This is a genomic window from Deltaproteobacteria bacterium (genome assembly GCA_020848745.1).
In the GTDB taxonomy this organism is placed as follows: Bacteria; Desulfobacterota; Binatia; order UTPRO1; family UTPRO1; genus UTPRO1.
The window spans coordinates 20,621-34,374 of the sequence record JADLHM010000061.1 but is presented as its reverse complement, the minus strand read 5'-3'; the positions used below and the strand labels follow the sequence as shown (position 1 = coordinate 34,374).

The window sequence follows — 13,754 nt, the reverse complement described above, 5'->3', positions numbered from 1 at the left end:
CGGGCGAGCGGCAGGAGCGCCGCCGCGCGGCGCGGACGGGTGGGACCTTCCCGCGAGAGGGCACGCTCGTGGTGCGGACCCAGACCGTCGATCATCGAAGCGCCCTCCGGAATCGTCGTGCGGCGCGAGCCCGCGCGGGGGCCCGGGAGGGCGCGTATAGGACGTGCCCCACGGCTCCGCAAGACCGCTTCTCGCGCCCTGTGTGGCGTCTCACGACCTTTCCCCCCGGCCTTCTCACAAGCATTCCCCCCTGGGTCCGTCCCTCCCGCGTGACGAGTTAGCGTCGGCGTAAGCGTGTCTTGGTTGGGGTCTCCTGTGCCCCGGCGGGTGGGGCCGTGTCCAGCGACGGCTTCTGCCGTCGGCGATACAACTCGCCGTCGAGGACGAGGTCGTAGGCGTTGTTGACGAAGCGATCGATGGCCGATTGCGCGCGCAGCGGATCGGCGAAGGTGGCGAGCCACTCGTCGGGACCGCGGTTGGAGGTGACGACGATCGACCCACTGCGATGCCGCTCGTTCAGGATCTCGTAGGTGTCGCGACTCTCGACGGGATCGAGGGCGTCGAGGCCGAAGTCGTCGAGGAGGAGGAGATCGACGGCGAGGAGCTTGCGCAGCACGGCCTCGTAGGTGTGATCGAGCCGGGCGTGCTTGAGCTGCTTGAGCATCTGATCGGCGGTGATCGCGAGGACGGAGCGCCCGTGCTGGCACGCGAGCCAGCCGAGCGTGTGGGCGAGGAAGGTCTTGCCGGTGCCGACCGGGCCGACGATCGCGACGTGGGCCTGGCGCTCGAGGAAGCGGAGCGCGACGAGCTCGTTCCAGAGCGCGCGATCGTAGGTCACCTTGGCGGTCGCGTCCCACTGCTCGAGCGTCATCGTCGGATCGAGCTGCGCGTGGGCGGCACGGAGGGTGACGGCGGCGCTGTCGCGGCGCGCGACTTCGTCGCTCAGGATCAGGAGCAGGAAGTCCTGGAAGGGCATCTGCTGCTGCCGGGCGAGGACGAGGCGCGCGGGGAGCGTCGCGAGGAGGCGGCCGAGCTTCAAGCGGCGCAGCACGGTGGTGAGCTCGGGCGTGATCGTCTCAGGCGTCATGGTCGCCCTCCCCCGGGACGGTCGGCCGCCCGAGCCGGTATTCGCGGACGGCGCGGAGATAGCGCGTGCCGGCCAGCGGGCGCGCGGGGGCGGGCGCGGTCGGTGGAGGCGGCGTGGCGAGCGCGAGCATGCGCTTGAGGCGCGTGACGTCGATCAGCTCGGCGGCGAGCGCGAGGGCACAGGTCTCGTCGACCCGGGCCGCGTGGGCGTCTGAGCCCGCGGCGCCTCTTTGCCGAAGATCGCCTCGATGGTGATCTCCTTGCGCCGCGCATCCCGCAGCACGTGGTCCTTGCTGGTGTCGTGGTACAGGTGGCAGAGCATGCAGCTCGCGCCCGCCGACTGCGTCTCGTCGTCGATGTGGCAGCGCTGGCAGACGTCCTTCTTCGGGAGGTTCACGTCTATGGTTTCGGCGCTCTCGCGCACGTCGGGATGGCAGTGCTCGCACGTCAGGAGGTCGTGCGCCCGGTGCGAGAACTCGCCGTGCACGAGCCAGCGCGTCGGGATCTCGGTCGGCTCGATCTTGGGCAGGTCGCCCGGTGCGCGCGTGCCGTCTTCGTCGTGGCACAAGAAACAGTACTTGTTGGCGTCGAGGAGCGACGAGGCGCCGTCGCCGAGGTTCGGGTCGAGCGGCTGGTAGAGCCTGGCCTCGGCCTTGGCGAGCGCGCTCTTCGGGTTGGTCGGGTCGATGAACGCGGCGAGGGAGATCGAGGCATCGAGCGGGTCGCGGCGGACGCGGCCCGGAAGGCCCGGATCGGTCGAGCCGAAGATGCCGTCGGGGTTGTTCACGGCGGCGAAGAGCAGCTTCGCCTTCAGGTCCTCGCGCACGACGTCGGGCGCCTCGTGCACCACCTCGACCGACGAGTCCGGGCCGAGCCCCGACTGCGCATGGCACTTCTTGCAGTGCCGCTCGAAGTCGATCGGCAGCATGAGCGCGCCGTCCTTCGCGGGCACGTGGCACGTGACGCACGAGAGCGTGTCGTCGGAATCGATCTTGCGGCTCGACAGGTGGATCTTGTGATCGAACCGGACGGCGGCCCGGTCGCGGCGCCCGGCGCGGAGCGGCCCGAGCTCCGGGTGGTCGGCGAAGGTCCGGATCGAGTGCTGGATCTCGGGCTGCTCGCGCGTCGACGCGAGCTCGCCGTGACAATCGACGCAGCTCGCGTTCGAGACGGCGAGAAACACGCCGGTCGCGCGGTGCTCGACGTGGCAGGAAGCGCACTCCGGCGCCTTCACCTCGAATTTCGAGTGCGTGCGGTCGGTATGGCAGCCGAGGCACGCCTCGGTCGGAACCCCGGCGTACGGGGCATGGCAGGTCTCACAGCGGTCGCCGAAGCTCGCGTGCCCCTGCGACACCGGTCCCGGCAGGTACTGGCGCTGCTTCGTGCCGGCGTGGAGCGCCCACCACGCGGCGCCGCCGATGACGACGAACAGCATGCCCACGAGCCAGTACCAGCGTCGGAAGAAATCGGGACGCGGGAAGCGGTCGAAGCGGAGACGTTTCGCGAGATCTTTGCTGTTCCGTGCCATCGGTACGCCGGCTCAGTACTTGAGCGCCATGACGATGTGGAACGCCGCGAGCACGAAGAGCGCGAACGAGAGCGGCGCGTGGACGAAGAGCCAGCCGTGCAGCGCGTCGTGAAGGCGGCGCTGCACCGCGAGCTGGTACGACTCCTCGCAGATGGCCGCCAGGCGCTCGAGCTTCGGGGCCCACTCCTCGGGCGTCCGCACGGCGAGGGTGAGGATGTCGGGCGGATTGGTGCGCGTGCGGGCGTCGCGGAGGAGATACGGGCGGATCTCGCGCAGGTAGACGTCCTTGAGCAGCGCGGCCTCGGGCACAGGATCGGTCGCCGGGGTCTTCCGCGTGACGGCCTTCCAGTTGCCCGGCCGCGCCTGCAGGGCGGCCTGCTCGGCGGCGAGCCTGGCCTGCTCCGCGGCGGCCTCGGGAACGATGCCCGCGATGCTCGCGACGAGCTCGTACGCGTCGGTCGCGAGCCCGTCGCGCACGTGGTCCATCTGGCCGACGAGCGTCTCGAGGGGAACGCGCTCGGTCATGATCGCCGGCAGGTACTGCTGGAGCGCCAGCCCGAAGAGGCCGCTCAGCGTGACGACCGCGAACAGCGCCATGAGCGTCGTCGTGAGGGCGCCGCCGAGCCGGAAGCCGGCGTGAAAGAGGATCAGCGGCACGGCGAGGATCCCGAGCCAGATGTGCATCTGCATCCAGGCGCGCGCCGGCCCGATCCGCCGGGTGCGCACCTTCTTCCGTCCCGCGAGGAGGCCGGCGAGGAGCATCGCGAGCGTCCCGAGCATGCCGTACGCGAGTCCGGGCCAGCTGCCTCCCGACGCTCCGTACGGGCTCGCCGCGACGTACATGCGATAGCTCACCGCGCCGACGACCGTCGCGACGATCGTGAACACGAGCCAGCCGCGGTGATCCTTGTTGAGTCTCACCGGAGGTCGGAGGGCGCGAGAAACGCGCCGGGGGCGACGCGGATCGCGGCGTCGTGGGGACAGGCGTAGACGCAGTTGGGGCCGTCGTAGCCGGCGCAGAGGTCGCAGACCGTGGCGCGCAGCGACACACCCTCGCGCGGCGGCGGCGGCTTCTTCAGCTCGGCGAGCTCGACCATATTGATGTTTCCGAACGGACACTGGCTCGCGCAGCGCTCGCAGCCGATGCACCAGTCCTCGATCTTGATTTCGAGCGAGTCCTCGCGACGGATCGAGCCAACCGGACAACCGACCATGCATTTCGGATCGGTGCAGGAACGGCACGCCATCGTGACCAGATAGCGTCCGACGCGCGGCCCGTCGCGGGTGAAGCGCGCCACGCCGTCGTGGGCGTCGGAACAGGCGCGCACGCACTCGTCGCAGCGCGTGCAGCGGTCGAGGTCGATGAGCAGGACGTTCTGTGAGTTGTAGAGGTTGAGATCGACCGCCGCCTCGAGCATCGCTTGCTCGTTCGCCGAGCGGCTGAACGCGGCCGCCTCGAGCGCTCGCCCGGCCCGGGTCGCGGCGGCGAGGGCCGGCGCGCTCGCCTCGGCGAGGCGGGCGAGCGCGTCCGCCGGGACGCGGACGACCTCGAAGCCGTCGAGCCCCGACGCGCACGCGAGTCGCACGGCCATCGGCGCCTCGGCCGCGGTGACGTCTTCGCGCCCGACCTCGAAGACGTACTCGACGACGCCGATGCGGTCGCCCTCGGTGAGGATGGCCTCGCGGATGCGCTCGCCGTTCAGGAGCGTGTGGTTGGTACTGTCGAGATCGACGACCCAGAGGTCGCCGTCCCGCTCCTCGACGCGGCAGTGGCGCCGTCCGACCGCGCGGCTCTCCTTCGGCACCGGCATGTCGCAGGACTCGCTGCGGCCGATCGTGACGGGTTTCGTGACCGGCATCTCGCGAAAGAGGGTCGGATGCGACGCGCAGCGCAGGACGAGCCGCGTCCGCGCCCGCGCCGGCATGATCGCTTCGAAGCCGAAGGCCCCGCCGCGGCCGAGGTAGGTGAAGATGAACTCGCCGCCGGCCTTCGTCTGCGACATCTTGATGGTGCCGGCGCGCACGAGATACAGCGCGTCGGCCGCCGCGTCCTGCGCGTAGACGACACCGTCCGAGACGCCGTCGGAGTCGGGGGTCAGGAGCGCGCTCGCCGCCGCGAGCGTCTCGAGCTGCGGGGCGCTCAACTCCGCGAGCAGCGCGCTCTGATGCAGCGTACTGCGGATGGCGCGCGCCGCATATGCCTCGTCGACGGCGTCGCCGGCGCCGCGGATCGTGTCGAGCACCGAGCGCAGCATCTCGAGGGCGACGCATCGGGTCTCGGCGCGCACCGTCGCCTCGCGCGGGTAGAAATTGACGCAGGTGTCGACGCCGAAGATGTCGCCGGGCCGGATCGCCACGGGCCCGAGGCGGCGGTCGTGCGCGAGCGTCGCGTAGCGGCTCACCTCGCCGACCTCGGGACGTCCGGGCGTCCGCTCGGCGCTCCGCGTGCGGCGCCGGAAGGCGTCGAAGAGCCGGGCAAGTGAGCTCCGCGTGCGTCCCTCGATGCCCTTCGCCTCGACCTGCTCCGGGAGGAACGCGGTCGCGCTGCCCTCGACCAGGAGGAAGGCGGTCGAGCCGTAGGCGCCGGCCTCGCAGATGATCTCGCCGGGCCCGTACTCGCGCCGCACGACGGCCTTGATGGCCGGCTCCTCGGCGTCCGGCGCGGCCCCGAGCAGCGTCGGAAGCTTCAGCTTCGCGCGCTTGCTGCTCTTGAAGAAGTCGAGCTCGCCGACCTCTTCGAGTGAGAGCCACTGGCCTTCGAGACCATCGGCGTGTCGTCGTGTCACCCGCCCACTCCCGCTTCCCAGCCGGACCGAAAAGTCGGTCGGTCTTTAGCAGGAAGGCGCGAGCCGGGGCAACGATTTCGCCGCGGCGACGACGCGTTACGCGGCCTTGGCGGAGACCTCGTCGGAGCGGGCGTGCGGCCGGAGCGGGACGCCGTTCGGGTCGGACGGCGTTACGACGCCGCGAGCAAGCGCGCGACGTACCGCCGCGCGCCTTCCTCCAGCGTCGTGAACGGGGTCGTCCAGCCGGCCGCACGCACGCGGTCCATCCGGGCCTCGGTCGCGTACTGATAGCGCGCGCGCAGGCTCTCGGGCATCTCGATGAAGCGGACCTTCGGGGGCGCGCCGAGCGCGGCGAAGGTCGCGCGGGCGAGGTCGAGGAAAGTGCGGCTCGTGCCGCTGCCGAGATTGTAGATGCCGCGCGCGAGCGGGCGTTCCAGCGCGAACCGCAGGACCGCGACGACGTCCTCGACGTAGACGAAGTCGCGCCGCTGCTCGCCGTTGGCGACGTCCGGCCGGTAGCTCTTGAAGAGGCGCACCTCGCCGGCGGCACGAATCTGGTCGAAGGCGTGCAGGATGACGCTCGCCATCGTGCCCTTGTGGCGCTCGCCGAAGCCGTAGACGTTGAAGAACTTGAAGCCGCTCCAGGCCGGCGGCATCCGGCCGGCGCGCTCCTCGCCGAGCACCCACAGATCGAATTGCCGCTTGGACTCGCCGTAGGGGTTGAGGGGACGGAGCTTCGGGATCAGCGCCTCGTCGTCGTCGTACCCGTTCGCGCCGTCGCCGTACGTCGCGGCGCTGCTCGCGTAGACGAAGGGCACGCGGCGCGCCGTCGCCCAGCGCCAGAGCCGCTGCGAGTACTCGAGGTTGACGCGCCGGAGGTAGTCGACGTCCATCTCGGTCGTGTCGGTGCACGCGCCGAGGTGGACGATGCCGGCGAGCGCGGGCGGCTCCGCCGCGAGCCATCGCTCGAGCCCGTCGACGTCCACCATGCTGCCGAAGTCGAGGCCGCGGTGCTCGAGACGCGCCACGAAGCTCCCGGGACGATCGACCGACACGAGCGGCACGCCGCGCCGATTGCACGACTCGACGAAGCGCGCGCCGATGAAGCCGGCGGCGCCGGTGACGAGGAGCGCTCCCGCCGTCACGACCGCCTCAGTCGCCGAGGAGATACGCGAAGATCAACGGCGCCACGATCGTCGCGTCCGACTGGATCATGAACTTCGGCGTCTCGACGTCGAGCTTGCCCCAGGTGATCTTCTCGTTCGGCACGGCACCGGAGTAACCGCCGAAGCTCGTCACGGCGTCGGAGATCTGCGCGAAGTAGCCCCAGTACGGTACGTCGTCGCGTTGCAGGTCCTGGATGATGGTCGGGACGGCGCAGATCGCGAAGTCGCCGGCGATGCCGCCGCCGACCTGGAAGAAGCCGACGCTCGGCTTCCCCTCCTTCACCCCGCAGTGCTCCAGGTACCACTCGATCAGGTGCTGCATCTGCTCGGTGCCGCTCTTCACGCACTGGTGATGCGGGATCGCCCCGCGCAGGACGCCGGCCGCGAACATGTTGCCGGTCGTGCTGTCCTCCCAGCCGGGCGCGTAGACCGGAATCCCCTTCTCCCACGCGGCGAGGAGCCAGCTGCTCTCGGCAGGAATCTGGTAGAACTGCTCCATCTTGCCGTCGCGGAAGAGATCGTGGAGGAACTCGGCCTCGAACTTCCGCTCCCCGCGCTCGCAGGCGAGCTGCCAACGCTCGAGGAGGCGGCTCTCCACGTGGCGCATGACGGTCTCGGGGATGCACGTGTCCGTCACCCGGTTGAAGCCGCGCGCGTAGAGATCCGCCTCGTCCTGCGCGGAAAGCGCGCGCCAGTCCTGGATGATCTCGTATTCCTCGTAGGCCAGGAGGTTGAAGAGGTCCTCCTCGAGATTGGCGCCGGTGCAGCTGATGGCGTGCACCTTGCCCGCGCGGATCATGCGGCTCAGGATCTGCCCGAGCTTGGCGGTGCTCATCGCGCCCGCGAGAGCCACCAGCATCTTGCCGCCCGCGGCGATGTGGGCCTCGTACGCCTTCGCGGCGGCGACCGTCTCCCGGCTGTTGAAGTGGAGGAAGTGCTTCTCCATGAAGGCTCGGACGGTGCTCATGGCGCCGCTTGTAGGCGATATTCCGATGCCGCACCAGTCTGCGTGCCGGTTGCGGCCGGCGCGTAGCGCGTGTTACTCGGCGCGCCGAGGGTGGGGATGATGCGTACGACGTTCCTCCCGATCGCCTTGGTCGGCCTCGGGATCCTGACGGCGGCGACGCCCGCGGCGGCGGGCCCTGGGTTCCTCGGCGACGGCCGCTGCGGCAATCCGACGTGCCACGGCGCCGGTCTCCCGAGCCGCGAGAAGCCCGACCCGAAGTGGCGCCCGTGGAAGTCGGCGCGAACGCAGTGGATCAACACCAACATCGACCGCCATTCCCGCGCTTACCGCACCCTCGAGACCGACGAAGGCAAGACGATCGCCCGCTACATGGGCATCGAGGCGACCCAGAGCGAGAAGTGCCTCGCCTGCCACGCCCCCGCCGCGCAGGCCACGACGGGCGGGCGCTACAAGAAGAGCGACGGCGTCACCTGCGAGCATTGTCACGGCCCCGCCGAGCTCTGGCTCGAAGCCCACTCGCAGAAGGATTGGCCGCAGACGCGGCGCCAGTATTTCTCGAAGGGCTTCTACGACAACGACGACTACGTGCTGCGCGCCCGCAATTGCGCCCGCTGCCACGTCGCAATCGACCATGAGATCGTCGCCGGCGGCCACCCGCCCCTCCAGTTCGAGCTGGTGGCGTACGCGCAGATCATGAAGCACTGGGACGACCAGGACGAGCTGCCCGCCGGCGCGTTCAGCGTCGATCCGACGATCTGGGCGCTCGGTCAGGTCATCGGGCTCCGTGACGCGCTCCGCATGCTCTCCGAACGCGCCGACGGCAGCAATTACCAGTCGCTCGATCAGTTCCCTCACTTCGCCGACCGCAATTGTTACACCTGTCACCACAAGCTCGTGGACGACGCGCTCCGCCAGGCGCGCGGCCACTACCTCATGGTCGACGCCGTACTCTCGGGCGTCGCGACCGGGAAGCGTGACGAGCTCGCCGGCCTCTGGAACGGCGTCGCCGCCGCCGTCCCGTCGAGCCCGCAAGCCGCCAAGCAGAAGTCCGACGCGATGGTCGGCTGGCTCGGCTCGCTGGAGAGCCAGATCGGCACGATCGACCAGGGTGCGACGCGGCGCATGCTCGCCCGCGTCACCGCGAGCGGCGATCGCTCCAAGCTCGCCGAACGCTTCGGCTTCAGCCGCTCGAAGAGCTCCAACTGCGTCGACATCGACAACCCGAGCACGCCCTGGTGGTGGACGACGGGCGGTCCCGAGCAGTCCTACCTCGCGATCCGCGCCCTCTGCCGTCCGGCCTGGGGCGGCCGCTGCGACGCCATCAAGAACGACATGCGCACGATGCTCGATGCCATCGACCGCTTCGCATACAAGCCGGACCAGTTCGCGGCGAGCCTGGCGGCGGTGGGCGCGAAGCTGAAGTGACGGGCGTAGTGGGCGTGATCCCCCCGCTGATGTGCCGCCCCCGAGGATGCTCTTCGGGGGCTCGAGATCCCGGGTCTCTCGCAGCAGCCGATGCTCGTATCGGTACCGCCGGAATCGCGTTGCGGTCGGTGTTCACGATCTACTAGATTGTGTACATGACGATACGCCATAAGCACCTCAAGCTCGATCAGCGCAAGATCGACCAGGCGCGCCGAGCGCTCGGCACCAAGACCGAGCAGGAAACCCTGGAACGAGCCCTCGACATGGTGCTCGCGGAAGAGCGTCTGATCCGCGTCCTCAAGCGCGGCAGGAACGTCGGCGGCTTCGACGACGTGTTCCGACGTTGACGAAAGTGATTCTGGACACCAATCTCTACGTGGACTGGTTCAATCGCGGGCGGCACGAGGCTTTGATGATCGGCCCGGGATTCGTCCGGCACCTGAGCGCGGTCGTCCAGATGGAGCTCCGGGTAGGAGCGCGAACGCGGCCGGCGCGACGTCTGCTCGATCAGCTCGCCCGAACGCATGCCGCGGCGGAGAGACTGATTGCTCCCTCCCCGACGGTCTTCGACGACGCGGGGCTCGTCCTTCAGGGCTTACGAATGACTGGACGCGAGGTGAGCCGGGCATCCCTCGTAAACGACGTGCTCATCGCCCTCACGGCCCGTCAGCTCGGAGCCACCCTCTGTACGGCGGACGGCGACGACTTCCGAGCCATTCGACGCGTGCGCGAGTTCAGCTTGGAGGTGGTCCGGGCATTGTGAAAGCCTTTCTGCGTCGGGCGACTCCGTTCTTGCGCTGAAAATGCCTCCGAGCTGTTTGCGGGCCCTGCTCGAATCCGACGTCTACACGGCGGCTCGCTCGCAGCGCTCCGCGAACGACCCGCGCGGTTCAGAACGCGCCCAGCGGGATCGCCTCCACCCCACGCGTCAGTGCATGGCGTTCGGAACAGAGACACACGACATACCCCTTGCCCGCGCGCTTCCCGAACAGCGCCTGAAACCGCTCGATGCCGGACGCATCGCGAGGGGTCGGGGCCGTCGTGAGCTTCGCCTCGATCGGGATGAGCGTCGGGCCGTCTTCCAGCACGAAGTCGACCTCATGTCCGGCGCTCGTGCGCCAGAAATAGAGCCGGCTCAGATGACCGCGATGAACGAGGAGACGGTGGAGCTGGCCGAGGACGGCGCTCTCGAACATGGGCCCCGCGGCGATCCCTGAGAGCAGCAGCTCCGGCCGATCGACGCCCAGGAGAAACGCCAACGTTCCACTGTCGAGGAAGTAAACCTTGGGCCGCTTGACGAGGCGTTTGCCGACGTTGGCGTGGTACGGCTTCAGCACCAGCACCTGCCCGCTCGCCTCCAGTACCGCCAGCCACGCGCGGACGGTCTTGCCGTCCAGTCCGAGATCGCGTCCGAGCTCCTCGAGGTTCATCAACCCACCGGTGCGCGACGCCACCACCGTCAGGTAGCGCTGGAAGTCACCGAGGTCTCCGACGGCTCGGAGCGCCCGGACATCACGCTCGAGATAGGTTTGTACGTAGGCTGCGTGCCAGAGCCGCGGCACCATGGCGGGCTCGAGTGCCACCTCGGGATACCCGCCTCGCAGCAATTGTTCGCTGAGCCGCACCGCCCCCGTGAGACGCGGCGGCGCCGCGCCCGTACCGAGGAGGTCCTGCCACGACCGCTCCCCGTCGGGCAGACCAACGGACTCCCGCAGCGAGAGCGACAACAGCGACAAGATCGCCGCGCGACCCGCAAGCGATTCGCTCACTCCGGCCATGAGCGGAAAAACCTGCGATCCGGTCAGCACGAACTGCCCCTTCACCGCGCGCCTGCGATCGATTTCACGCTTCACCACCGGCAAGAGCATCGGCGCGTACTGAATTTCATCCAGGATGACGGGGGGCGGGAACTGCTGCAGAACGAGGCTGGGATCCGCCGACGCGCGCATGAGAAGCGCCGGGTCGTCGAGCGAACAATAGCGATGGGTCGCACCGAACAGCTCGCGCACCAGGGTGGTCTTCCCCGACTGACGTGGTCCGGTCAGAACGACAGCCGCAAACGTCCGGGCGGCCTCTTCGAGGACGACGCGAGCAGTGCGATCACGAAACCGCGCCACGCCCGGCAAGCGTTATCAGGGGGGACCCCCTCACGCAAGCAAACTAGGATTACAGATCCGAGTTTGCACATACGCTGCGCCGCCGTAAAGAACGACATGCATCATCAGTGGTTGAACACGTAGGAAAATTGATGCCGCTGACGTGCCATCCCCTCAACCGATCCGAGGGCGCCCCGTGGCGAAAACGCGAGGGGGCCGATCCCGTACGGGACCGGCCCCCTCGTCACAATGAGGCGTCAGACGATCACGGCGTGACGTGGATCGTCTCGCGCTGGATCAACGCGCCCGGGCCCGGGAAGCCGGCCGACTGGTTGATGGTCGGCGAGTTGCTCGGCACGCAATAGATCGCCCCGGTCTCGCGAGTGACGGTACCGGGCGTTCCGATGCGGATGATGCCGCTGTTCACGGAGCAGGCACGCTTGCGGAACTGACAGGTATCGCCGGCGACACAGAACGGGCACGCCAGCGAGGGTTGGCATTGGGCGTCGGTCAGGCATCCCCACTGCGGGGTCTGGACGCAATATTGGTCGTGCGGATCGGTCTCGTTGGTACACGCGCCTTCCTGGTTAGAGTCCAGGTCCGACGGGTCGGCGCGACAGTCGCCGGCGTGGCAGAAGCCGTTCGGCGGGTCGCACTCCGAATCGTCGGTGCACGGCAGGGCATCGTTGGCGCCACCGACGCAAGCCTTGCCACACGCGTTCGGACGTAGCTGGCCGGAACAGAAGCACTGCCCGGTGCAGGTGCCGCCCGGGCACTCGGAGGCCACGGTGCACGGCCGGCCCTCGCTCGTGCCGCCGAGGCAGGCCTTACCAGTCCACCCCACACCCGTACAGTTGAAGCTCGGCAGCAACGTCGTCGTGCCCGTGGTCCGGTTGGCGTTGATGTCGAGGCCGATGCCCGTGTCGGCCGTGAGCAAGCCCGTATCGGGCGGGCAGTCGACGCTGGTGACACCGAACGGCGGTACGGCGCCGCCGAAGGGCGCGGTGCGCCGACACGCCTTGTCCCTGCGAGCACCGTCGCTGCAGACCGGCTCGTTGATGCACGGCCCGAAGCCCGGATCGCAATCCCCATCGACCGTGCACGGCCTCCGGTTGATGCCGCAGAAGCCGCCGCACATCGGGCAGGGCTTCTCCTGCGTGATGCCCTGATGCGTGACGGCCCGCTGACGGACCTTGAGCGTCGAGGTTCCGTCCACGAGATTCACGGTGCCGACGACGTCTTCGCTGATGGTGCTGACGTTGCAGACGGCGATGCCGCCGGCCACCTGCGCCACCGGAGCGGCGTGGGGACTCAACGCGCAGAAGTCGCCCGGCGCGTCGCAGACGGGATCCTTCAGTTTCTTCACGTCGCACTTCTTGTTGATGTCCATGAAACAGTGCGGCCCGTTGGCCGTGCGCTCTTTGCGGCACGTCCCCTGGCCGAGACCCGCACAGACCGAGTCCGAAGTGGTCCCCGAAGGAGCGCTGTCCGGGACGGCGCAGGACGAGTGCGGCGCCACGCTGCAGCTCGGCCCGGCGTTGCAGAGGCCGCTCATGTCGCAATCGTAGAGGTCGACGAGGAATCCGCCCCCTTCGACCACCGAGCCGTCCGCGCTCAGCCCCGTCCACCCGTTGTCGGTGTCGGAGCCGACGTCGGCCCACTCCTCGATCACCATGCGGGGCTTGGTTTTGCAGAGGCAGGCGAAGAAGCCATCGGGGGTCGTCGGCGTGCCGCACTGGCCGGGACAGACCGAGTCGTCGATCCCGTCGCACTCCTCGTTCAAATTGTTCACGACGTTGTCGCCGCAGAGGCCGCCGCGCACCGCGTACTCGTAGTCGATGAGATCGGGAGGCACCGTGATCTCGGTCCCGTCCAGCGAGACGGTCGCCTGATCGACGAGACAGGTCGCGGCGCTCGCGGCGTCCGTCTGATCCGGCGTGCACACCTTCAGCGTGGACACCTGCGCATTGGTGCACTTCTTCGCGATGCCCGCCGTGAGCTTGTCGTTGCATTTCTGGATCGCCGCGGACGTCTTGGGATCGTTGGTGGCGCAGTAGTCCGGCGGAACACCGAGCGGCTTGCCCTTGAGGAGCGCGTCCCGGCACTTCGAGACGCTCTTGAGGACACAGGAGGAGAAGCCGATCGTCTGCTTCGCGACCTCGGCCTGACACTTGAGATCGCCGCCGAGCGGACCGGGCACGGTCGCGTCGTACATGAGGTCCATCGTCGCGGCCACGAACGCGTCGTGCGCGGTCTGCATGCAGAGCTGCAGGTCCGCGGTCGTGAAGTCGTCGCCCGGATTGGGATCGGTGCACGGCCCCGGGAAGCCCATCAGGCCGAAGTCGGTCGGCGTGAGCGCGCACGCCTTCCCGATCGCGCTCGACAGCTTGCCTTCGAGCTTCGCGAGGGCGCCGCCATCCGGCATCGGGCAGGTGCCGTCCTTCAGGTGCGTGTTCTTGCACTTCTGGAGAACCTTCAACTTCCCGATGGTGTACTTCTGGGAGGCCTTGGCGCTCGCCAGCACGCACTTCAGGCGGTCGCCACTCAGTTGCGCGGCGGCGGACGACGCGGACAGCGCGACCGCGACCAGCGCGGCAACGAGTATGGACGCTCGGGTTCGACCGGTCGTCATTATGGGGGCCTCCTCTCTCGGCAAGGGGTTACGTTGACGTCAGCATCCACGCGCTAGCAGCGCTCGGC

General features: G+C 68.9%; 12 protein-coding genes. 3 read left to right on the top strand and 9 right to left on the bottom strand.

Annotated elements, in window-relative coordinates; genetic code table 11:
* Window positions 1–277: 277 nt before the first annotated feature.
* The 7 genes from IT293_09795 to IT293_09765 form a co-directional block, all read right to left on the bottom strand.
* Entirely contained in the window at window positions 278–1,087 is an 810-nt protein-coding gene (locus IT293_09795) for an ATP-binding protein (protein MCC6764943.1), read from the bottom strand.
* A complete protein-coding gene (locus tag IT293_09790; GenBank protein ID MCC6764942.1) occupies window positions 1,077–1,217 on the bottom strand; it encodes a hypothetical protein in 141 nt (46 codons plus the stop codon). The genes IT293_09795 and IT293_09790 overlap by 11 nt, the downstream gene beginning before the upstream one ends.
* Before the next feature lie 23 nt (window positions 1,218–1,240).
* A complete protein-coding gene (locus IT293_09785) occupies window positions 1,241–2,614 on the bottom strand; it encodes a hypothetical protein (GenBank protein MCC6764941.1) in 1,374 nt (457 codons plus the stop codon).
* Window positions 2,615–2,626: 12 nt separating this feature from the next.
* Window positions 2,627–3,535: a hypothetical protein gene (locus tag IT293_09780; GenBank protein MCC6764940.1), complete on the bottom strand. Its 909-nt coding sequence runs from the start codon at window positions 3,533–3,535 to the stop codon at window positions 2,627–2,629.
* On the bottom strand, window positions 3,532–5,400 hold the full coding sequence (locus IT293_09775; GenBank protein MCC6764939.1) for an FHA domain-containing protein: 1,869 nt from the start codon (window positions 5,398–5,400) through the stop codon (window positions 3,532–3,534). The genes IT293_09780 and IT293_09775 overlap by 4 nt, the downstream gene beginning before the upstream one ends.
* Before the next feature lie 170 nt (window positions 5,401–5,570).
* Window positions 5,571–6,545, bottom strand: coding sequence for an ADP-glyceromanno-heptose 6-epimerase (rfaD, locus tag IT293_09770; protein ID MCC6764938.1), 975 nt, complete (start codon window positions 6,543–6,545; stop codon window positions 5,571–5,573).
* Window positions 6,546–6,552: 7 nt separating this feature from the next.
* A complete protein-coding gene (locus tag IT293_09765; GenBank protein ID MCC6764937.1) occupies window positions 6,553–7,533 on the bottom strand; it encodes a deoxyhypusine synthase family protein in 981 nt (326 codons plus the stop codon).
* A 96-nt stretch (window positions 7,534–7,629) separates the two neighbouring features.
* Here IT293_09765 and IT293_09760 point away from each other — a divergent pair, with 96 nt between their 5' ends.
* The 3 genes from IT293_09760 (at window position 7,630) to IT293_09750 (ending at window position 9,721) form a co-directional block, all read left to right on the top strand.
* On the top strand, window positions 7,630–8,958 hold the full coding sequence (locus tag IT293_09760) for a hypothetical protein (protein ID MCC6764936.1): 1,329 nt from the start codon (window positions 7,630–7,632) through the stop codon (window positions 8,956–8,958).
* A 155-nt stretch (window positions 8,959–9,113) separates the two neighbouring features.
* Window positions 9,114–9,305, top strand: coding sequence for a hypothetical protein (locus IT293_09755; GenBank protein MCC6764935.1), 192 nt, complete (start codon window positions 9,114–9,116; stop codon window positions 9,303–9,305).
* Window positions 9,302–9,721 (top strand): type II toxin-antitoxin system VapC family toxin, encoded by a 420-nt coding sequence (locus IT293_09750; protein MCC6764934.1) that lies wholly within the window; start codon window positions 9,302–9,304, stop codon window positions 9,719–9,721. Before IT293_09755 ends, IT293_09750 begins: the two co-directional genes overlap by 4 nt.
* Before the next feature lie 127 nt (window positions 9,722–9,848).
* Here IT293_09750 and IT293_09745 read toward each other — a convergent pair whose 3' ends face one another.
* Window positions 9,849–11,084, bottom strand: coding sequence for an ATP-binding protein (locus IT293_09745; GenBank protein MCC6764933.1), 1,236 nt, complete (start codon window positions 11,082–11,084; stop codon window positions 9,849–9,851).
* A 235-nt stretch (window positions 11,085–11,319) separates the two neighbouring features.
* Window positions 11,320–13,686 (bottom strand): hypothetical protein, encoded by a 2,367-nt coding sequence (locus IT293_09740; protein ID MCC6764932.1) that lies wholly within the window; start codon window positions 13,684–13,686, stop codon window positions 11,320–11,322.
* Between the last annotated feature and the right edge of the window lie 68 nt (window positions 13,687–13,754).